General features: G+C 60.3%; 23 protein-coding genes. 8 read left to right on the top strand and 15 right to left on the bottom strand.

The window, feature by feature from the left end; all coding sequences use genetic code 11:
- Nucleotides 1-49: 49 nt before the first annotated feature.
- The 3 genes from KIF24_RS24210 (at nt 50) to KIF24_RS24200 (ending at nt 3,356) form a co-directional block, all read left to right on the top strand.
- The gene (locus KIF24_RS24210; protein WP_221085988.1) at nt 50-2,149 is read left to right on the top strand and encodes an ATP-binding protein; all 2,100 of its coding nucleotides are present in this window, start codon (nt 50-52) and stop codon (nt 2,147-2,149) included.
- Between the two features lie 138 nt (nt 2,150-2,287).
- Nucleotides 2,288-2,698 carry a hypothetical protein gene (locus tag KIF24_RS24205; RefSeq protein ID WP_221085987.1) on the top strand — a complete coding sequence of 137 codons (411 nt, stop codon included), beginning with the start codon at nt 2,288-2,290 and terminating at the stop codon, nt 2,696-2,698.
- A gap of 136 nt (nt 2,699-2,834) precedes the next feature.
- Complete coding sequence (locus KIF24_RS24200) at nt 2,835-3,356, top strand: hypothetical protein (RefSeq protein WP_221085986.1); 522 nt, start codon at nt 2,835-2,837, stop codon at nt 3,354-3,356.
- A 14-nt stretch (nt 3,357-3,370) separates the two neighbouring features.
- Here KIF24_RS24200 and KIF24_RS24195 read toward each other — a convergent pair whose 3' ends face one another.
- The 9 genes from KIF24_RS24195 to KIF24_RS24155 all read right to left on the bottom strand — a co-directional run bounded on the left by KIF24_RS24195 (nt 3,371) and on the right by KIF24_RS24155 (nt 8,708).
- The gene (locus KIF24_RS24195) at nt 3,371-3,898 is read right to left on the bottom strand and encodes a hypothetical protein (RefSeq protein WP_221085985.1); all 528 of its coding nucleotides are present in this window, start codon (nt 3,896-3,898) and stop codon (nt 3,371-3,373) included.
- Nucleotides 3,891-4,172 (bottom strand): hypothetical protein, encoded by a 282-nt coding sequence (locus tag KIF24_RS24190; protein WP_221085984.1) that lies wholly within the window; start codon nt 4,170-4,172, stop codon nt 3,891-3,893. Before KIF24_RS24190 ends, KIF24_RS24195 begins: the two co-directional genes overlap by 8 nt.
- Nucleotides 4,169-4,480: a recombinase family protein gene (locus KIF24_RS24185; RefSeq protein WP_221085983.1), complete on the bottom strand. Its 312-nt coding sequence runs from the start codon at nt 4,478-4,480 to the stop codon at nt 4,169-4,171. The genes KIF24_RS24190 and KIF24_RS24185 overlap by 4 nt, the downstream gene beginning before the upstream one ends.
- Nucleotides 4,481-4,593: 113 nt before the next feature.
- Nucleotides 4,594-5,211: a dTMP kinase gene (tmk, locus tag KIF24_RS24180; protein WP_221085982.1), complete on the bottom strand. Its 618-nt coding sequence runs from the start codon at nt 5,209-5,211 to the stop codon at nt 4,594-4,596.
- 13 nt (nt 5,212-5,224) lie between these two features.
- A complete protein-coding gene (locus KIF24_RS24175; protein ID WP_221085981.1) occupies nt 5,225-5,809 on the bottom strand; it encodes a 3'-5' exonuclease in 585 nt (194 codons plus the stop codon).
- Nucleotides 5,802-6,956: a hypothetical protein gene (locus KIF24_RS24170; protein ID WP_221085980.1), complete on the bottom strand. Its 1,155-nt coding sequence runs from the start codon at nt 6,954-6,956 to the stop codon at nt 5,802-5,804. The genes KIF24_RS24175 and KIF24_RS24170 overlap by 8 nt, the downstream gene beginning before the upstream one ends.
- 120 nt (nt 6,957-7,076) lie before the next feature.
- A complete protein-coding gene (locus KIF24_RS24165) occupies nt 7,077-7,958 on the bottom strand; it encodes a helix-turn-helix domain-containing protein (protein WP_221085979.1) in 882 nt (293 codons plus the stop codon).
- Nucleotides 7,933-8,466 carry a DUF6879 family protein gene (locus KIF24_RS24160; RefSeq protein WP_331461395.1) on the bottom strand — a complete coding sequence of 178 codons (534 nt, stop codon included), beginning with the start codon at nt 8,464-8,466 and terminating at the stop codon, nt 7,933-7,935. The genes KIF24_RS24165 and KIF24_RS24160 overlap by 26 nt, the downstream gene beginning before the upstream one ends.
- A 5-nt stretch (nt 8,467-8,471) precedes the next feature.
- Nucleotides 8,472-8,708 carry a hypothetical protein gene (locus tag KIF24_RS24155; protein ID WP_221085977.1) on the bottom strand — a complete coding sequence of 79 codons (237 nt, stop codon included), beginning with the start codon at nt 8,706-8,708 and terminating at the stop codon, nt 8,472-8,474.
- 371 nt (nt 8,709-9,079) lie between these two features.
- Here KIF24_RS24155 and KIF24_RS24150 point away from each other — a divergent pair, with 371 nt between their 5' ends.
- Nucleotides 9,080-10,711: a hypothetical protein gene (locus KIF24_RS24150; protein ID WP_221085976.1), complete on the top strand. Its 1,632-nt coding sequence runs from the start codon at nt 9,080-9,082 to the stop codon at nt 10,709-10,711.
- 21 nt (nt 10,712-10,732) lie between these two features.
- On the opposite strand, the gene KIF24_RS24145 is transcribed toward KIF24_RS24150, so the two are convergent.
- A complete protein-coding gene (locus KIF24_RS24145; protein ID WP_221085975.1) occupies nt 10,733-12,007 on the bottom strand; it encodes a hypothetical protein in 1,275 nt (424 codons plus the stop codon).
- Nucleotides 12,008-12,214: 207 nt separating this feature from the next.
- On the opposite strand from KIF24_RS24145, the gene KIF24_RS24140 reads away from it, so the two are divergent.
- Both KIF24_RS24140 and KIF24_RS24135 read left to right on the top strand, forming a co-directional pair.
- Nucleotides 12,215-14,491, top strand: a complete 2,277-nt coding sequence (locus KIF24_RS24140; protein ID WP_221085974.1) for an SGNH/GDSL hydrolase family protein — start codon at nt 12,215-12,217, stop codon at nt 14,489-14,491.
- A gap of 113 nt (nt 14,492-14,604) precedes the next feature.
- Nucleotides 14,605-14,856 carry a hypothetical protein gene (locus tag KIF24_RS24135; protein ID WP_221085973.1) on the top strand — a complete coding sequence of 84 codons (252 nt, stop codon included), beginning with the start codon at nt 14,605-14,607 and terminating at the stop codon, nt 14,854-14,856.
- A gap of 223 nt (nt 14,857-15,079) precedes the next feature.
- On the opposite strand, the gene KIF24_RS33405 is transcribed toward KIF24_RS24135, so the two are convergent.
- Nucleotides 15,080-15,334 (bottom strand): helix-turn-helix domain-containing protein, encoded by a 255-nt coding sequence (locus KIF24_RS33405; RefSeq protein WP_331461265.1) that lies wholly within the window; start codon nt 15,332-15,334, stop codon nt 15,080-15,082.
- A gap of 255 nt (nt 15,335-15,589) precedes the next feature.
- On the opposite strand from KIF24_RS33405, the gene KIF24_RS24125 reads away from it, so the two are divergent.
- Both KIF24_RS24125 and KIF24_RS24120 read left to right on the top strand, forming a co-directional pair.
- Nucleotides 15,590-15,943, top strand: a complete 354-nt coding sequence (locus tag KIF24_RS24125) for a hypothetical protein (RefSeq protein WP_221085971.1) — start codon at nt 15,590-15,592, stop codon at nt 15,941-15,943.
- On the top strand, nt 15,915-16,163 hold the full coding sequence (locus KIF24_RS24120) for a hypothetical protein (RefSeq protein ID WP_221085970.1): 249 nt from the start codon (nt 15,915-15,917) through the stop codon (nt 16,161-16,163). Before KIF24_RS24125 ends, KIF24_RS24120 begins: the two co-directional genes overlap by 29 nt.
- 67 nt (nt 16,164-16,230) lie before the next feature.
- Here the strand turns inward: KIF24_RS24120 and KIF24_RS24115 are convergent, their stop codons facing one another.
- The 4 genes from KIF24_RS24115 to KIF24_RS24100 all read right to left on the bottom strand — a co-directional run bounded on the left by KIF24_RS24115 (nt 16,231) and on the right by KIF24_RS24100 (nt 18,959).
- Nucleotides 16,231-16,722, bottom strand: coding sequence for a DUF3846 domain-containing protein (locus KIF24_RS24115; protein WP_221085969.1), 492 nt, complete (start codon nt 16,720-16,722; stop codon nt 16,231-16,233).
- Nucleotides 16,723-16,891: 169 nt separating this feature from the next.
- Nucleotides 16,892-17,215, bottom strand: coding sequence for a hypothetical protein (locus tag KIF24_RS24110; protein ID WP_221085968.1), 324 nt, complete (start codon nt 17,213-17,215; stop codon nt 16,892-16,894).
- A 103-nt stretch (nt 17,216-17,318) separates the two neighbouring features.
- Nucleotides 17,319-17,843 (bottom strand): antirestriction protein ArdA, encoded by a 525-nt coding sequence (locus tag KIF24_RS24105; protein ID WP_221085967.1) that lies wholly within the window; start codon nt 17,841-17,843, stop codon nt 17,319-17,321.
- Nucleotides 17,844-17,858: 15 nt separating this feature from the next.
- Nucleotides 17,859-18,959: a DNA-methyltransferase gene (locus KIF24_RS24100; protein WP_221085966.1), complete on the bottom strand. Its 1,101-nt coding sequence runs from the start codon at nt 18,957-18,959 to the stop codon at nt 17,859-17,861.
- Between the last annotated feature and the right edge of the window lie 171 nt (nt 18,960-19,130).

The following is a 19,130-nucleotide window of genomic DNA, read 5'->3' as shown; positions in this document are numbered from 1 at the left end:
GGATTCAGCAGGCGAACAGAGGGAGAATCGAGGGGATACGGAGGTGCGCGTGGGCGACGAAGATCGAAAAGAGCTTGAGGAGCTTGTCAAGGCCCTAAAACTCGTCAGGCGACGGTCGATATGGGGCGTCGTCGTGAGTCCCGAAGTCGAGCCGGAGTTGTCCCCGCTCTTTGGAATGGCGATGGGGTACGCCGGGAAAGAAAAGAGTCTAGCTGGGGCCCTCGAACTTCTTCTCCGAGAGGCAGCAGCCGCCCTACCAAGTGGCAAAATGAAGGATACGGCTCTGGGTATCTATGCACTAGATCGTGATCCAGGAGACGGAAACTCAGTAGCCTGGCGTCGAGATGTCAAGAGTGCACTCTATCCGTACAGCAGCCTTAATACCTACGAGGACGAGACAGAGCCAAAAGTCATTCGTCTAATTGCAGCCGAGGTCCAAGCGCTTGTAAGGTACAAGGTGAAAGGTGACGGTTCAGGCGACGTACTCTTGACCGGCCGCCCACTACCCAATTTTGCGCCTGCCGCCACGTCGTATATCCAACGCCCGAATATATACAACGCATTCGCAGCGGCTGCAAATACAGCGGACCAGGGAGACCGTCGAATCTTCGTGGCTGGCGATTTCGGCACAGGGAAGACTCGGCTTGTCCAAGAGGTCATCCAAAACTCAGAGCGTAATCCGAGAGTTATTTGGATCAACGCAGCAACGAAGGATGCGCTTCATTCATCCATTGTGCAGATCCTTGAGTCCTCCGGGATACGGACGATCGGATCGGATCACGCCGTCTTGAAGCATGAGTTTGCAAGGCTCTTGCATGAGCGGACAGACGGCAACACGATCGTCGTGGTTGACAACCTTGACGATCCTGACCTTCTTGACGGGCTGGTTCCAGTCGGTGCCCCGTGCGCTGTCATCGCGATCTCGCGCCTTCTGCCCAGTGACACAAGCCAGCCGCATGTGCTGGTTGATGACATGAAGCCGAGCGAAGCGACAGCGATGGTGAAATCGTTGCTGCCCGAAGCGGGAGATGTTGAGGCCAGTGGTTTGGCGATTGCCCTCGGCTATCGGCCCCACCTCATCGCCAACGCATGTCAGTTCTTGACTAAGACTCCCGAGTTGACTGTCGCCGATCTATCTACGGTTCTCGCCGCAGATACTGCGGCCGGAATCGATGCGATAGCCCCGCGTACTGTTGACGCACTCACAGTCAGCTACCGCGAGCTAATTGAGCAGCTTGAGGCTAGGCACCCATCTAGCCTCAAGCTGCTTGAACTGCTGATCTTCGCCTCATCTGCATTTGTGCCGAAAGAGTACCTAGGCTCTTTCCTGCTGGAGAAACCTTTCCTGAAGTCTGCTGACTCCATCATGGCGGGAATACGGCTTGATGCTGCGCTACGCCCGCTGGCCGAGAATTGCCTAGTTGTAGTTGCGCCAGGTATGGTAATTATGCCACTCGCGGTTCAGGCTGTTATGCAGAGTATCTTGGGTCATCGCCTTGAGCCAGTGGTCGAAGCGGCACGTTGCCTCAAGGCGAGTAGAGACGAGCTCTATGGTGAGGGCTGGACGCTCTTTACAGTCACCGGGCGCATTATGTGTGACCGTGTACTGCAAGCAAGAGTCGGAGATCGAAGCACTAATAGAGTTAGCGAATTCCTCGAAGGTGAATTTGGCGGCGCACGTTGGGTGAGGCTTACCAACCAAGCGTGGGATCGGACCATACGACTTGAAATGCTTCACCTCGCACTGGTGAAACCCGAGGATTCGACGCTAGTAGCTAAGAATTTTCTGGTGCTCAGGGCGCTTCTGTCGGAGGGTCGCGAGGAGGCACGCAGTGCAATCCGACGATCCCCTCGGCTCATACGCGAAGACTTCGAACTGGCAATGAAATTTGGCGAGATGCTTGGCAAGCAGGCTAATCCCGCTGTCCTTCAAGCGACCCCGGAAGAACTGCGAACACATTTTATGGCCGATGCCCCACAGGGTCTCAGAAGACTCATTGAGCGTTACGTCGATTCACCACATGGACAAGTCGACTTGTCCGTTCTCCTGCCATACCTAGCCGAAGGAAAGCCGGGCGAGTCCGGCGCGTTTCTGCAAGAGATCTTCCCTTACATGAAGCTTGGTAGCGACGAGGAAACTATTGACTAAACGATCTTGATGTGTTATAACTAATCTCATGCTATCCAGTGCGATAGCCGTTCTTGCCTCTTCTCGGATGCGGCACTCTCGTCACTCACTCGCTTAATAGCGGCTGGTGTGCCCTATCCGATAGCAAGGAGGCATACCATGCCAGTGAATCACAGCCAACTCGATCTGAGGGCGCTGCGCGACCTCGGGTTCACCCCCGACAAGGACGCTCACGACCTCACGCCCGTCGACGATGGGCTGACTGGACGGCGACTCGCCGCGAGTCTTGTTGCCGATAGCGAAGGTAACGAGCCGGAGGCGATCGTCCGCGTCAGCCTCAACGCAGAGTCGGATGATCGGGCTAACAGGTTCATGCTCTACCTTCGGGTCTACGCACTACGCAGGCGTCATGAACTCTTCGATGGCCACCCCCACCGTCTACCATCCTGGTACTTTGAGGCGTGGGTGGATGAAGTCCGATTCGTGCCGAACAAGGCACGTGCCGTCAGGTGTTACTTCGAGCACGAAGGTCAATACGGCGTGCTGCAGTACATCGACGAATCGGTCTGACGCTTCACTGGCACTCCGCCCCGCCTATCATCTGCAAAGCGCCCCGCGCTCAGGTGACTGAGTCGGGGCGTTTTGCATTGTCGCGGTTGACAAACTCCGCGCCGCAATCATAATTGCAGGTAATGAGGATACGTATGTGGACAAGCATGATCGCCGAGAGCTAGAGCGTGCAGATAGTTTAGCTAATTGGAGCTTCGTTGGCATTCTCGTGCCCATCGTGGGGTGGGTGTTGGCAGGACTCAGCAATTCAACAGTCAAACGCCTTCCAGTGCCGACATCAGAGAATGATGTCGCAAAACTGCGCAGCGTTAACAGTAAGATAGTGGCAAGCGTCGCCACGTCCGTCTCAATAGTCGTCTTGTCATTGGCATTTATGGTCTATGGAATCTTCTTGATTCAAGAGGCAGAGACTCAAGTGCGAAAAGAGGCGGAATCCCAAGCGGTAGAAGTTGAGCAGAAGACGCTCTATGACCAGTGGCAACAGGAACAAACCCAGCAAGCTGCTCTAGAGACCTGCCTCCAACAGGCAGACTCACGTTATCCGTGGCAGAGCGTGCAGGCTGACTCGCAAAGAGACCCCGCGAATACCCAAAACTACGTCAACCTCTACTACAAGATAAAGGGCGAAGAGGAGAATAGCTGCCGAGCGCGATACTAGAGAAAGGCGGCACGCTACAGAGCTTCCAGCCCATCCCGCACTCGTCGCAACAAGTCGGGATCGGTGACGTGCTGAGCAGGCCGCGTATTCCCCGCTACTGGTGATGGCCTCCGCTTCGGCAAGCCGTTCGATGTCAGCTGGTAGGGCTGAAACTCCAGCTCGCACCACACCACACGGCCGACCTTCGTCGGATAAGAATTCCAGCGGCGGCTGATCGAGCGGAACTGCTCGGAGGGCACAGGCGGCTGGTTATGGCCGTCTGCAACCTCGATAACAATACCCTCATCCAGCAGCACCAAGCGCACCCGAAGAAGCGCCAGGTACTCAAGATCGTTCCAGCGGGGATTTTCCTCGGGTACGCCGGTCAGCTCGACGGCGTTCTTAACCAGTTCGGCCATAACGTCTTCACCGTCACGTACCAACTCGGGGTGTTCCCACTCGCGCAGCACGTAGGCGACGAATAGCTTGGCGACGTTAATTGCCGCGTGGGTTGCCGCCAGGGTGAGGTCAGAAATCGCCCTCGCCTGCGGTGCTCTAGTCACGGCCGATTGGGTCGGGATAGTCGGCTTGACCATCTGTTCTACCGGGAAGCGCGCGACTGCTGTTGCCATTGATGACCTCCCCGTCCACGACCACTGGTGTCCGGTCGGCTCGCGCTTTGATTTGTTCGGCTAGCCTCACGAGTCGCAATGCGAAATTGATCTGTTCGTCGTAGGTGAGGCTGTCTTCGAGAATGCCGGTGACGAACTCGCCGCTCGCATTACTGATGTCCTTCAGTTCTCTGAGAATGGCCATCGTTTCGTCGTGGCCGCTCACTGCTCGGCCACCCATATCCGAGCGCTCGCCTCATGTTCAAGCCGCTCGATCATGTGATTGAGCAAGATGGGGTGCCGCGAAAGGTGATCGAGGGACGGCACGATCACGTGACGGGCCTCGGCACGCTGTAGTTCCGCCGTCAGTTCGTAGAACGCGCTGCGACTGCCGGAATCGTCGTCGTAGAACGTGGTCGCGTAGCAGAAGCCCTCAACGTCGGCGTACTCCCTCAAGGTGCGCTCGGCCTGATCGATCTGGTCGTCGGATGCGTCGTCCCCCACTCGCATATAGCCGTAGATCAGCGGTTTCATGGTCAGTCTCCGTACACTTGACGGGCCAGACCGGCGACGGGTTCGTACCTACCCAGGCGTCCAGGCGTCGCCGGTCCGGCCCAGCTCGGGGCGCGTCGGTGCGCGGGGTTGCGTCAGGCTGGTCGGTTGCTTCCAGCCGGGCCGAAGAAGCTCTTGAGCCGATCACGGATGAAAGCCGCGGACTGCTCGGGCGGTCGTTGGTTGCAGTCCACGCGCAATACGTCAAAGCCCGCTTGGATCAGCCGATCGGTTGCCTGCCGGTAGAAGTGCACTTCGGCGTGACTGCTGCCCGGTGAGAGCTGGAAGCGGTTATGTGGCCCGCGTTCGCTCAGCCGCTCCGCGATGACCTCGGGGTCGGCTTCGAGGATGACGGCCAGATCGGGGCGCTCAGCTTCGGCGTTGATCTGCCAAAGGAAGGCCGGGTCGATGCCGTCAAAGCGCTGCATGACCAGGCCCGAAGGGATGTAGCGGTCTGAGATCACGGTCTGGCCGGCCTCGGTGTGCGGTCGGACTTCCGCCTCTATGTGGTGGTAGCGGTCAGCCGCGTACAGGCAGGCCAGTGCATGACCCGTGACTGTCTCGGTCAGCTCACGGCACAGGAGGCCGATCGGCCCCGTGGACGGTTCCGCCGTGATGTGGACGTCTTCGCCAGCGGCGACGAGGAGCTGCGCGAGGTGGTGCACGATTGTTGACTTACCCGCGCCGCTGGGGCCATCGACGCTGACGAACACGCCCCGCTCGTGGCTAGAAAAGGGACGGAGTTTCACCTTCGCCCCCTCCTGGTGGATCACCGCGCAGTTCTTCGAGTGAGCGGGCGCGGGTGGCCAGCTCGACGAACAGCCGGGCCGTCACCAAGGCGTCGTAGGTGGCCCGGTGCGGCGTCAAGCCCTCGGGCAGCTCCTCAGTCAACTTGAAGTACTCGACCAGGGCACCAAGCCGGTAGCTGTCCTGCCCGGGAACCAGCCGACGAGCCAGCTTGAGCGTGTCAAACACCTCGGGGCGCTGCCAGCCATCACCGAACTTGCGCCCCAGGACATCGAGGTCCACATGCGCGTTATGCGCGACGAGCACGGCTGTTCCCAGGGCACGGGCAACCTCAACCTCGATGGCTGCGAACTCCGGTGCGTCGGCTACGTCTTGATTCCTCAGGCCGTGGATGCGAGTGGCGTAATACTTGATCGGCTCCGCAGGGCGCACCAGCCAACTGACCGGCTCCCCGATGACGCCCCCAGTGATCGGCACGACGGCCAACTCCACCAGGTCGGGCGGCTGCTGGCCGTTGCCCTCGACATCCACGACCGCGTAGGTGAGGTCCGTCCAGTCAGCCATCTTGCTCGCCCTTCCATCCGATGTCGGCGCGCCCGTGCCGCCGCTCATGGTGCGGGTGCCGCTCGTCATGCACCTGGAAGCTGAGGGCGTGTTGCAGGTAGTAACGCGGCTGCTCGGTCTCCAGGCCGGACACCACGGCCGCCCGCTCGGTGATGTCCACGACCACCAGACCACGAGCCTCCGGTAGCGTCGCGGCGACCTCCCGGATTCGGTCGGATGACGGTACGCGGTGCGCGCTGGCGCACAGCTCAAGTTGACTGAGCGGGCAGATGTCGCACAGTTCGCGGACGCCGTAGTGACCGTTGTAGTCCGGTAGCCCGTGCGCGTAAGCCACGGCGCACGAGGTCTTGCGGAACAGGCTGGTCGAGTCGGAGAAGGCCGTGAGTATGCGGCGCTCTAGGGTCTCGGGAACGATCTTGCGCCGGGCGGTGTCCTCGTAGGGCTCGGGCAGGCCGTTGGCCTTGTAGTACTCGGCGATCTGATCGCGGTAGAACAGGCCGGTGAACACCGTGGCGTCGGCGTGCTGCGACAGCTCGTAGGCGGCGTCAAGGTGCTCGTCGCTGTCGTTGAGGCCGGGCACCAGCGGGCGCCAGTACAGGATGGTCCGGTACTGGCGATCCTCGGGCGCGCTCATCAGCTTCAGCGACTCGGCCGCCACATGCGAGGGGTACGGCTCGATCTGCTTGTTGTCGATGCCGGAGTACGTGAACAGCAACGTCACCTTCAGGTGGCGGAGCTGGTTCAGACGCTCGACGTCCTCGGGCTTCATCTGGTGCCGGGTGATGACCAGGACGTGATTGGTCAGCCCGCGAGCGTCCAGGAGGTCGAGCACGGCGAGGGTGTGCGGGCGGACGCTGGGCAGGAACGGGTCGGTAGCCCGGTTGAACACCTGCACGGGCGTCACGTGCGGCTGGAAGTACCGATGACTCACCAGCTCCTCGACGGCTTCGGCATCAGTCATCAGGGCGCGCGGCTGTCGCTGGTCCCAGATGCCGTAGGTGTGCCGGATGCAGTAGGCGCAGTCCAGCGGGCAACCCTGGAGGTGGTTCAGGCTGAGGCCGCTCTTGCGATATTCCACAACCTCGCGGGCGCGCTCCGGTAGTCGGCTGATCTCTTCTCTGCTGAGCAGCGGAACGAACGTGCTCACCTGCTCTCCCAACTCTGGAAAAGGAACGGACGTGATTCGCGTCCGTTCCCGCAGAGTAGAGCCGAGGAAAGCGCCTGACCAGAAAGTTTCTCTGTATTTCTAGAAATTGTCGAACGTGGATCAGACTTCGAAATCGCGAGCAGGATCGGCAGCCTCTTCCGCCAGGTCCTGTATGACCCGCGTGATGATGGCCCGAGCCGATCCGCCATAGCTGGCAACTGAGGCCAACTGCTCGAAAATGCGGCCGTACAGCTCGATCTCCTGCGGCTGCCGCAGGTTGAGTTCGGCCGAGTATGTTTCGATCCGTACCAGATCATTGTCCAGCAGCCAGAAGCCGTGACGCGGATCGGTGACGTACTGCGTTTTGAAGTCGATTACCCCGAGGCGCACATTTCGCATGGAAGTGAGGGCTATTAGCCGGTCGAGCTGCGCCAGCATCACATCAACGGGGACGATCCGGTAGCGGAGGGCAGCTTCGGTCAGGATGAAGTGGAAGCGCTTGTCCGGCTGGTAGAGCATCTCCTGACGCTGCATCCGGGCTCGGACGGCATCGTTGATGTCGTTTGGCACCTTATGAACCATGACGACCTGGGCGAACCGGGCGCGAGCGTAGTCGGGTGTCTGGATGAGCCCCGGTATGACGGTGTTGTCGAAGCCGCGGTACAGCTTGGTCTTTTCGTCCTGCTGGGCGAGTGAGCCTTGATGCGACTTCATACCCGCCTTCAGTAGCCGACTCCACTCGGCGTGCTGAAGTTCTAGGGTGTGGAGCGCGGCAAGCAGCGCTTCAGTTTCGTTCTCGCTGTTTGTGGCTCGGGTCCAACCCCGGATGTCGTCATCTGTAGGCGTCTGCCGACCATTCTCGATTTTGGAGATTTTGGAAGGCGGCCATGACAACGACTCCGCGAGCTCTTTACCCGAAAGCCTGGCTTGGGTTCGGAGTTCGCGGAGTCGTTTGCCCAGGGCGTTGCGGGCTTCGTCAACGCTCGTGATCCTGCTGTTCATGCCTGGTGACAAACTCGTCTCTTGAGATGGCGTAATGCCGGGCAACATCCCGCCAGTAGTTGTGCTCAACGATGGCCGTTGGATCGTCTACGACCTCAGCCCCGACGAACCGGTCATCGTCGCCGAAGTGCATCATGACCAGCTTGCGAGAGTCGAACAGCCAGTAGTCATGCTTCGGCAGGGTGAGTGTCTCGGCCTGCTCGCGCGTGAGGTAGCGGATGTCGTCCCCGGCCTCCCGCGTGTACCCGGCGATCCACATGCTGAAGCGGCTGTAGTCGGTCAGCGGGACGCTGACCACCCGTACGCGGGCGAACAGCCGACCCTCGGCCGTCGCTTCCCTGACCATCTTGAGCCAGTTCTCGTGGTACGACGCGTCCGGCTCACCCGAGACGAACTGGCGGAACGCTTCGGCCTCGCGCGGCGAGTTGTACTGGTCGCGTGTCTCCAGCCGGAAGGCCGTGTGCTCGAACGTACGGAAGAGCCGAGCGAAGTCAGGACCAGGCTCGATGAGCGTCAGTTGTCCCCCTCCTTCTGCTGGTAGCGGCGGACGTATAACTTGAGCACGTCCTCGGGGATCTCGATCAAGGTCTCGTGCTCGGGCACCGGGCCGACGTCAGCCAGCACCTGCGGGTCAGTGACCTTCCAGCCCTGAGCGATGTAGGTCACGCGGTCGGTGCGGTCGGTGGCGAACAGTGTCGGGGAGTCGCCCTCGGTGGACTCGGGGTCCTTGCCAAGAAATTCTGCGCGCACAGCCTCTCCTTGCTCGAATTTGGAGAAATCTTCTTGTACGCACATCATGACGGGCGGGCGCGCCCGCGTCAACGGGGCGGACGAGCAAGGGAGCAAGATCATCCAGGATCACTATGTGGCCCACCGAGCGGGCACGCGGAGCCTGCCTGGTTGGCTACATGGAGTGTCGGTGCGGCGGAGTGGGCTGTTCGGAGCCATTGACACACGTGAGAGCGGCGCGGCAGCGACGTCAGGTGGCAGCGCTGGACGCCGCTCGTGACCCGGGCGGGTGCAGTATGTTCAGGACGGGTGTTCGCCACAGTTGCAGGTGAGCTTGCCCGTTTATTTCCCACTTTGCCCCAAAGAGTCGTCAGGATAGAATAGCTAATAGTATGAATGACCAGCCTTTCCTTCAGTTCGACGACCTTCAGGAGTATGTCGCAACCCGCCTCGGGTCCGAGGGCTGGATAACCGTGTATGAATACACAGAGAGTGATCGGCAGAAGATCGGCTACTACTGCGCGCTCGTCGCTCCCGATGCTGTGTCACGATGCCTCGAAAACACCTCGTGGGATTTGCTCATCGGGCACGGGATGCCTGGCTTCTCCTTCTACCCGGACGGAACCCATCGGTACTATCGGTTCGGCGATGACGACGGCGTTGAGCCGTTCATTATCGATCGGGATTTCCACGGCCTGAAGCCGTCGTACAAGGAGCTGTCCGAGGAGTTCAGGCACTTCCACAATCTTTACGAAGACCGACGCGCAGGCGTCTTCATCGCACTGGACGATAACGGCGACGATGTCGAAGTCGTCCGCACGACACCTAAGAGAGTCCAGGTGCGTGCAAAGTACCTCAAGGACTATCTGGCAGCCCGCGGTATGCACATGCTGCTGTTCTTCGAGTTTGACCGCTGGAGCGAGAAGTCGCTGGGTGAACTCGGTATGGAGAAACAGGACGAGAAAAGGCAAGAGAGCGACTACCGATACTCACGGTGGGTCGCCCCGTGGGAAGGCGTCACAAATCCCAGCCGCAAGACGTTCGCACGGATCATCGGCAAGAAGGTAATCAAGGGCACTGAGAACTATCGCCCTTCGATGGGCTGGGGCCGAGAGAATCAGCAATACGAGGACTTCATTATTGGCGTCGACGACGATGGCAACGAGGTGCACTACACCAGTGACGAAGAGCAGCTCGCCAACTACTTTGGCAAGAACCCGGGATCGCCGCACTACCTGACGCCTGTCTTCTTTCGTAAGTCGGTGATGGCGAAGTACTACAACGATCCGGCGAAGTACCGTGTCGAAGACGGGCATGTTTACTGTGGCGGTTACTGGAGCCTGCGGTTGGACAACAGCCACCGGGATTATGTGATCGTCTACTTGGGCGATCTCGGGAAGTTGTCGCACAAAGAGCAGCTTTACTGGAAGAGCTTTAATGTGCTCCCCGATGGCGGCGTGAGCGACGTCGCGTTCCGGCGGGGCATCCTGGGTGAATGGGCTGACACCGACGAACCAGCGCTTTCGTTCAAGGCGAACTATGAGCGATTCCGAGATGGTTGGCGCAAGAAGCACGGATGGGATCTGTTCAAGCCGCTCAAGCCTGAGGACGAGCACTACTGGGGCACGCTGCACGTGCCTGCCAGCGAGAATCAGAAAGAGTTCGATGATCAGGTGATGGCGCTTGCGAAGCTACTCGTTGAGCGTTTGAACGAGCGTGAGGTTGCCAAGTACATCACGGTCGGGCCGAACGAAAAGGGAATTGCCAAGTTTGAGAAGTATCTTGAGGCTATCGGATTCCCAGACCGGCAGCGGTTCATAACATTGCTGCGCAATCTTAACGGCCTGCGGAGCGGGCCAGCTCATGTCAAGGGCCGGGACTACCAGCGTGCTGCTCAGCACTTCGACCTTGAGGGGAAGGGATTGTCACACGCTATTTCTGGGTTGCTAGTCGAAGCTACGGCGATGCTAGTCCTACTCGGCTCGTTTAGTCACCAGCGCGAGCCTGCCAAGGACGACGAATAAGCCCGCTCGGTGTTGTACAACTCACCAGTTCCGACTCGTCTCCCTGGAGAACGGGTTGTCTCCCCACCGGCCGTCGTCACCCGGGAAGCCCTGGGGCGGCTCTGGTCCGTCATACTCCCACTGATCAGATGGCTGGCCCGCTGCGCCGATGGCAAAGCACCAGCCGGTGACGGTACGTCGCCACGCATACCAAGCCTGCCCATCTTCGGCGACCCGCATTGTGATGCCGTGGTCTTGAGGTAGGCCTTGCCTTGTGAAGTCGTTCTGAAGCACAGCCTCTAGCAGGTCTGCCCGGTATCGGCCGCCTCGATCCTCGTTGCGGTACCAACCCATGTGGCAAGTCGCAAGCCAGCGAAGAGCCTCGGTCGTTCCCTTGAACTCGCGACGATCCAATCGGCGGCCATTTTCGTCAACTTCGTCTGAGCCCGCGTAGCGCCGGAGCCGTTCCTGCTCATCAGCAACTGCTTGCGCGGCCTGTCGCCGGGAAGCCCGAAACTCGTCTACAACCCGCCGCGCGACCGAGAAGCTTTCAGCGCTCGCCAACGTTTGCGCCCAGTTCCACGGAAAGCGATGGAGTTCTCGGCTTCGGAAATGGAACTTCGAAACCAGCGCGGCCTTTGCGCGCAGGCGCGCCCACCGATCCTGGGCTGCCCAATTTACTCCCCTGAACGCCCAGTCATAGTTGGCGTAGAGGCTGAGAAGGTAAATAAGTGGGAGTACCCCAATGGTCAACCAGATCGGCAAGATCATTTGGAGTGCGACGAGATGCTTATCGACCTGCCCCCAATTGGTGACTAGCTGGTGGATGGCGAAGGCGAGCAGCGACAGGCCGATCAACGCGAGGACAGTGTCGGCGATCTTCTTGACGCTCCTGTGCCGCTCGTCTCGCTCGGCAATGACAGCAAGGATAGCCAGGAACGGTTGCAGTAGAATCTCTGCGACCAAGCTCAGAACGAATAGGTTGGCAAAGAATGCCAAGAAGACGGTGATTCCGAATGCGGTCGCTATACGTCTGCGGAAGAAGCGGTGCTCTTTTGATGCCTGATCGAACTTGAAGAACAGCGCCAAGCCTGTGACGACTGTCCAGATGATCGTGTCTTTGATCAGATCACTTTTCCACAATCCAGCCCAAGAGCCAACCCATGTTTCGAGCACGACGTAGCCGAAGAAGGCTGTCAGGGCGATGATGACGGACGGATTTAGCAGTGCGCGCAGGATGTCGCCCAGGCTAGAGCGCATATCTTTCCGGACTAGCAAGAAGACCAGGATCGCGCCGAGCCAATAATGAGAGCCCACTCGCGATTATTGGGCATGTGAGGTCTCCTGCGTATTGTCTGCCAACTTTGACCGCTGCATCAGTTTGATCATAACATGGGCCGTCTAGTAACCCTCCCGGCTAATTCCGATCACGTTCATGCTTGACTAATTCTTAATTCTGTTCATAAATAGTATCGCTCTTTCAGTCACCTGAGGGTCGGCGGGCGCGTAAGCGCCGGTCGGCCCTTGTTCATTCCCATCGAAGAGTTTTTGAGAGGATGTGAGGCGCGGATGCGCCAACGCAGCAAACTGCTGGCGACGCTCTTCGGAGCGTTGCTGGCGGTCCCCATGCTCGTGCTCGGGCCAGCAACACCGGCTCAGGCCGACCCGATCCCGCCGACGAATTACTCGCCGGTGACGATCAGCGACATTCCCAGCGCAAGGCACATGCTCACCGACACCACCAACGGTGTCACCGTGGGGTGCCCCAACGGCAGCGGGACGAACGCGTTCAAGTCCTTCGCGGCTGACGGCACGGTCACGCAGACTCGTGTGTACGCCAATCCGTACGCCGAGTTCTGCACGTGGAACACCGCAGTCGGCAGGGACGGTACCATCTTCACCTATGCCAGCACCAACAACGGCTACGTGCATCTGATGCAGGCATGGAAGGATGGAAGCCTCGTGTGGGAGTACACACTCCCGTGCGGCGCGTATGGCATCGCCCATGCAACACGAGTCGGACCTGACGGCAACGTCTACGTTCTTCTCAGCAGCGGCTTGTGCAGCGGTGCCAAGCTGGTCGGGCTCTCCGCAGAGCCGCAATCTGGTACCACCTCGCCGAATGTAGTTCTCAATGCCTCCTTCAGCGGGGGCAGCTCCCTTTCCGGGGGCGGCCTGGCGGTCCATGATGGCGGTTTCGTCGTCCGGTGGCCAGACAGTGTGCAGTACGTCAGCTTGACCGGTGTCGCCGATACTCCCATCAGCACACCGAACGCGAACACGCTCTACGGCGAGACTGACTACTGGTTCGACGCGACCACCTCCGGTCGAGTTTTCGTCGCCACTGCCGCCAACTCAGTCAGCACTACTGGCTGCCAGTGGCCGGGGAGCGCGGTCGGAAGTATCACGGCGATCGATCCGAGCGGCGCTGCCTGGACTGAGACCTTCAGTCAGTGCAGCTACATCCACGAGCTGAGGCCGCTGCCGACCGGCGGCGTCCTCGTGCAAATGGAATACGAACCACCGGAGAGTGATGCGGTCGTCCACAAGGTGATCGCCTTCGATGTCGCGGGCAATCAGGTCTGGACGACGGACTTCAACAATACCGATCTCGACCTGATGTACAGCAACATGGTTACGTCGGTGGATCTCAACGGCAACGTCGCGGTGCAGCACAACGCAACGGTCATCAAGCAGATCAACGGGTCTACCTACAAGTTCCCGGAGATCCGCTTCATGCTCCTGAGCGGGGGGACTGGCGAAACCATCGCCGGAACCGGTTTCACGCTGCGGGGCGACAACACCAACACGAGCGGTCCGAGCTACCGGTCGGACGGTCTTGGGACGGTGTTCATCGCCGACGACACGGCGTATGTCGCAGCCAAGGAGTGTACGACGCTCAACTACTGCGACGCCAGCACCACCAAGCTCTACGCCTTCACTGTCCCCGGCCTGGAGATGGACTACCCTCGCGGTGCCATCCTCAAGCACGACGAGCCCTGGCTGAGCTACGTGGCCATGGGCGACTCGTTCAGTTCAGGGCAGGGAGCTTCGCAGTATGAAGCCGGCACTGATACTGCCACAAACCAGTGTTACCGGAGCTCAGTGGCCTACTCGCGCCAGTTGAACAACTTGCCGGGTATGCGTCTTGACCTCAAGGCGTTCGTGGCGTGCGGCGGTTCCGAGACCTCCCACGTAATGAACGGGCGCTTTGGCGAAGACCCACAGATCGACGCCATCGACGAGTACGATCCCGACGTTGTGACCATCACCATCGGTGGGAACAATATCGGGTTCGCGCCGCTGGCGAAGAAGTGTGTTGAAAGCCTCGATTGCACAGCAAGTACCGAGTACACGTATGCGAGGGACAGGCTCGACAACCATCTCGCATCCGAACTCAGCACGCTGTACTACAACATGGGGCTTCGTATCGGGCCGCAGACACGAGTGTTGGTCGTTGGTTATCCGGAGATGATTCCGGACCCCGCGGTCAACACCCTCCCCAACTGCCTCTACCTGACGTATGACGAGAAGGTGGCGGCGCGGGGCGTCATCAGTGATCTCAACCAAGTAATTCAGGATGAGGTTGCTGGGGCGGGTGTGCGGTTCGAGTACGTCAACCCCGGCGAGGCGGATTCGCCATTCAAGGGCCACGAGCTCTGTATGGATGGCAGCTACTTCAACGGGGTCGTGACGCCTCTCGACGACTCGCTGCACCCAAACCCACAGGGCCAGGGTGCATACCGTCAGGTTATCACCGAATACCTGCTGGAGAACCCGTACCCCATCGAGGAGAGCTAACGGTTCCTGACTGAGTGACTGAAGAGCACGCCCCTGGGTCGAAAACTGTGCTACGCGCAGCGTCGACTCGGGGGCTCTTCATTTGTATCCAAATGTGCTATAAATAGAGCATTATGATTGAACATATTGCAGACACGGTCTTCAGCAACAATGATATTCCAATGTTATTGTGGACCTTCTTTTATCTCTATCTCCTAATCTATGGACCTTGGGTTATCATTCCGATTGGCCTGGTTTTGGTGGTACGATTGTTTCTGATAAAACAGCGTACTCGACGCGCGACTGTCATTGCTGTTTCGACGCTTGCTGTCGGCGTCCTACTTGCAGTGGTGGCGCTTTCTTTGCGTGCTGGTGGGATGTTGTAGCTTTACACAAGTCGTGACGAGCGAAATCGATGCTTGCTCAAGTCTTCCAACTCTCCAATGTTTTTGTCCTGTTATTTGGACCCGCCTTACTCGTGTCGGACATATTCTGGTATCGGAAGGCGAAGTCCAGCGAAGATGGCGCGGTAGAGGATCAGCGATTGCCTTGATCGTGCTTGGTGCTATAGTCCACATTGCTCGGCGGCTAACACTATTGGTTCGTGATTTAGTGAGCTGTCGGGGGCTCTGGTAGCCCAAGTCGCTCAAGGACAGTACGCAGCGGCACCCCGAGCACCTGGGCTACGTGGCGCAGCTCGATCACGTCGAGCCGCCGCTCGCCGGACTCGTACTTGCTGACGAAGGACTGCGGTACGTCGAGCGCGGCGGCCACTTGGACCTGGGTCAGCCCGGCTTCGCGGCGTAGCTCCCGCAGTAAGGCGCATAGCCGCTGGTACTCGGCCGAGTAGATCGACTTCTCCACCGTTCTACCGCATCGCCCCGCTTGCGAATATCCCAAAATCGGATATCGTCTGGACCCGTGCCCGCCGGGCACCGCGTGATAACGGACGGTAAGGGAGGTGTCACATGCGCGTGATCGCGAGGGATGGCGGCGGCGGTACCTGATCTGACCCCCGCACATGAGCAACGCGAAAGCCCCTGAGTGGCGTCATCACCCAGGGGCTTTCGTTTGCCTATTTAACACGACTAAGCTTGTTGGTATACTTGATCTTGAAGTATGTCCAACCCGCTTGACCAGCTCTACAAGACGAAGTTGCAGCTCATCGCTGTGCTTGCTGTCGTGGGCGGGATCGGGCTCTTGATGCTGGCGCATTGGTCAACGGCTGATCCTGCTCTTAGTTGGCTTGCCGCGGTGCCGCTCTCAGAGATCGGCTCGACGCTCTTCGGAACTGGGCTGTTGGCAGTGTTCTTCGAGTACGTTGATCGCAAGCACGGCGATGAGCGGACTGACCAACGTATTCGGGATGCTATTCGTAAAGAAGCGCCTGTGATCCGGGACGCTGTACTTGACAGCTTTGCCTTCGATCCTGAGGCACTGAAAGATGTTGCCTCGGCCAACAAAGGGCATTAGTGCGCAGCTCAACTACACGGGCAGTGGCATCCGGTACGTCAACACACTCGACTTTATTGCCAGCAACCAGCAGGCACGCGTTGAAGCTAGTCCAGAAGAGGCAGCGGATCAGGCGGTCAACGTCAGCTTCGATGGCTGGATATTCCCGCGTTCGGGTGTGGCCTTTGTGTGGGTGCTCGAAAAGGAAGTTGAGGAGACGAAGCGGAAGTACACGCGTTAGCGCTGTCGGAGCGGATTTGTGATTGTGTCCGCCCCCAGCCCGAAAGCCAGGGGCGGACGATGGGCGGCTACTCCGCCGCCACGACCCGAACCTCCTCCACCTGAGGCAACCGCTGCGCCAGTTCCACGGCACCGGCGTAGGCGTTGAGCCAGTGGTTATAGACCAGCAGATTGCCGTAGAACTCGGGGTCGCCCTCGGTCTGCGTCAGGACGCGGAAGCGCTGCGTGCGGAACAGCAGCGTCACCAGTTCCTTGGGCACGCTGAGGTCGTCGCCGTGCCGGTCGGCAGGGCCGACCAAGAAGGCGTCACCCGTGATGACGTCCCGACCCCGGAAGGCGCTGTTGTGTACAGCAGCCATGAGGGTGGCTCGCTGGTTGAGGGGCAGGCCCTCCAGCTTGCCCTCGTCGTTGAGGTAGAGGGTCGCTTCCGGCCGCTCGAAGGTGATGATCTCCAGTGATCCACCGACGAGGCCGCGGTAGGCGTTGAGGTCGTGCTTGTCCAGCTCGACTGTGCGGATCGGCGTCCGCAGGTCGGCGGGCAAGACGATGGCGGTAATCATGTCGCCACTCCGTTGGACCGTATGGCTTGGTGCCTGGTGGGCGGTCCGTTCCACACCAGGCCGCGCGCATGAGGTGCGCCCGGTCTGGCGTCGAAGTGAGTTGAGTGCGGGAACGGAGGGCAGCCAACAAGGGCCACCACTCCGTTCCCGGTCGGGGGAGCTGGAGCGCTTAGCTCTGCTCACCCCTGCGCCGTCCACGCCTCTCGGTCGTGTCGGCGGCTGGCTCGGCTGCGGGTGCAGCTTCGCCAAAGAGCCCCTGGATCGCGCCGCGCCGTGCGGCAGCTTCGCGCTCAATCTCCTCCAGCGCTGCCGTTGCCCGAGCGGCGAAGTCGGGCTCGGAGCGCTTGGTCTCGACGTACAGCTCGACGGCTCGCAGGGCCGCATCTCCGAGGGAGATGCCATCGAGCTGAGCGACCAGGGTGAACTGGGCGTGCAGCGAGTCAGGCACCTTGATGCCCAACGTCTTCACGCCACTGTTGCGTGGCTCCGTCATTGCGGAGTCACCTCCTCGGTGTGGTGTGACTGCCCATGCCCGCGTTGATCGCGGGACAGAGGATGAGTAGCCACAGGCCACCGAGAAGCGGCCCCGGCAAGCGTCATCGCATGAAGACGTGGGTCTTGCCGTCGCTGCCTTGCATGACGTCCCAGGCGTACCGCTGTTCCTGGGCGAATTTGGCGTAGTCGATCCTGACGTACGGCCGAAGCATCGGGTCCACTACTCGATCAAGCTGGGCTTCCCAGTCGAGGTCCTCGCCTACCGCCCGGGCCCAGGCTTCGGGGCTGTCGTAGGTGCCGACGTACAGCTCGTCGAACTTGGCCAGCGCTTCCTGATCGTCACCGACAAGTTCCTCGAAGGCAGCACGGGCGGCGTGGCGCTCGGCGTTAGCTTCCGCCTGCGGTTCGCGGACGAAGTGTTCGAACTCGATGAGGGCTTCTGCGTCGTCCGGGTCGAGTCCGGCTTCGACGTAGCGCTCCAGTCGTGTGCGGTCCTGGCGGCGCTGGCGGGAGGCGTCAGCGCGGGCTCGCTCGATTTCGGCTTGTTTCTCAGGGTTGTCGGTGCCGTAGCTGTTGACGCCCTGGCGCTGCTCGTCTCGTTCGGGTTGGTGTGGTTCTCGTTCCATACATGGGTTCTCCGATTAGTTGATCTGTGCGGCGATTGGTTGAGCGGGCGGCGGTTCTTGTGTGCCTCGTGCAGCTGCAAGCCGCTCCTCGGCCAGCGCGACGTATGCCGGGTTCAGCTCGATACCGAGCCAGTCTCGCCCGTGCTTCTCGGCGGCGAGTGCTGTAGTACCCGTGCCCATGAACGGATCAAGCACCAGGCCGGGTACACCTTCGGCTCCGCACTGACAGGTTGGCTGGAGTTCACCGACGGCAAGTAGTCGCCCGTGCTGGCGTTCAAGCTCGCGCTGCCAAGCACGTCCGCATGACGGGCAGACCCGTTCGGGGCAGGTGGCGAGTAGCGGCCGTTCGGTCAGGGCCAGCGGAAAGGCGGCGAAGTGCCTGCCCCGGAATCCGGCAGTCGGCAGCGTCCAGACATCGCCGGGGTTCTTGCCGAGGGGATGACCGGCCAGGCCGGACGCCTTCATACGGCTGAGGCCCTGGTTGTCGTTGAGCTTCCAGCCGTCGCGGCTGACCGCGCCGGCCCCTGGGGGCGGGTACGCCCGTGACGGGTCGCGGGTCGATTGGCGGCGTGTGGTGACGAGGGGTTGCCGGATGGCATCGAGGTCGAAGAAGTAAGAGCGTGAACGGGTGAAGAAGTAGATGACCTCATGCGTGGTGGTCAAGCGGTCTCCGACCGACGACGGCATGGGGTTGGACTTGGCCCAGATGACCTGGTTACGAAGAATCCAACCGTCCGCCACCAGCGCCAGCGCGACACGCGACGGCCCAAGCAGCAGACTCTTAGCGTTGGCCCCTTCGCTCGGACGGCGCGAGTAGCCGTCGCCGAGGTTCAGCCAGAGTGAACCGGTCGGCCGCAGGACACGGGCCAGGTCGCGGCAGATTTCTCGCAGGGTGGCGACCCAGCTATCGACGTCGGGCTCAGTGCCGATTTGCTGCTCGTGGTTGTAGTTACGGATGGCGTAGTACGGCGGACTGGTGATGATGCAGTCCACGGACGAGTCGGGTAATGCTCGCAGATGGTCGCGGACGTCGCCGACGAGGATGGTGTTGCGGGGGAGGTCGGCTGGTTGCTCACCTTCCTGGTGGTCACCTCCGGTGTGTAGTGGTCGTTTCATGATCGGATTCTCTGGTTACGTGTTGAGGGTGCCCCGACACCCCTGCGTGGAGGGATGCCGGGGCGGGATCGTGACCGGACTCCGAGGAGTCAAACGGTCAAAAGGGTGCTTGAAGCTGAGGGTCACGGACTTGTGCCCCAAGCACAGCTCTGGTGTGCGGGATCGCCTACT

This window comes from Micromonospora tarapacensis, assembly GCF_019697375.1.
GTDB classification, from domain to species: Bacteria; Actinomycetota; Actinomycetes; order Mycobacteriales; family Micromonosporaceae; genus Micromonospora; species Micromonospora tarapacensis.
This window is presented reverse-complemented; position numbering and strand designations above follow the sequence as displayed.

What these genes read in the sequence shown, in the direction of transcription:
- KIF24_RS24185 (WP_221085983.1), bottom strand. Translation starts at nt 4,480, where the DNA reads ATGAAACCGCTGATCTACGGCTATATGCGAGTGGGGGACGACGCATCC.
- KIF24_RS24175 (WP_221085981.1), bottom strand. Translation starts at nt 5,809, where the DNA reads ATGGCTGACTGGACGGACCTCACCTACGCGGTCGTGGATGTCGAGGGC.
- KIF24_RS24105 (WP_221085967.1), bottom strand. Translation starts at nt 17,843, where the DNA reads ATGGAACGAGAACCACACCAACCCGAACGAGACGAGCAGCGCCAGGGC.
- KIF24_RS24165 (WP_221085979.1), bottom strand. Translation starts at nt 7,958, where the DNA reads ATGAACAGCAGGATCACGAGCGTTGACGAAGCCCGCAACGCCCTGGGC.
- KIF24_RS24150 (WP_221085976.1), top strand. Translation starts at nt 9,080, where the DNA reads ATGAATGACCAGCCTTTCCTTCAGTTCGACGACCTTCAGGAGTATGTC.
- KIF24_RS24100 (WP_221085966.1), bottom strand. Translation starts at nt 18,959, where the DNA reads ATGAAACGACCACTACACACCGGAGGTGACCACCAGGAAGGTGAGCAA.
- KIF24_RS24205 (WP_221085987.1), top strand. Translation starts at nt 2,288, where the DNA reads ATGCCAGTGAATCACAGCCAACTCGATCTGAGGGCGCTGCGCGACCTC.
- KIF24_RS24120 (WP_221085970.1), top strand. Translation starts at nt 15,915, where the DNA reads ATGTTGCCTCGGCCAACAAAGGGCATTAGTGCGCAGCTCAACTACACG.
- KIF24_RS24125 (WP_221085971.1), top strand. Translation starts at nt 15,590, where the DNA reads ATGTCCAACCCGCTTGACCAGCTCTACAAGACGAAGTTGCAGCTCATC.
- KIF24_RS24115 (WP_221085969.1), bottom strand. Translation starts at nt 16,722, where the DNA reads ATGATTACCGCCATCGTCTTGCCCGCCGACCTGCGGACGCCGATCCGC.
- KIF24_RS24110 (WP_221085968.1), bottom strand. Translation starts at nt 17,215, where the DNA reads ATGACGGAGCCACGCAACAGTGGCGTGAAGACGTTGGGCATCAAGGTG.
- KIF24_RS24135 (WP_221085973.1), top strand. Translation starts at nt 14,605, where the DNA reads ATGATTGAACATATTGCAGACACGGTCTTCAGCAACAATGATATTCCA.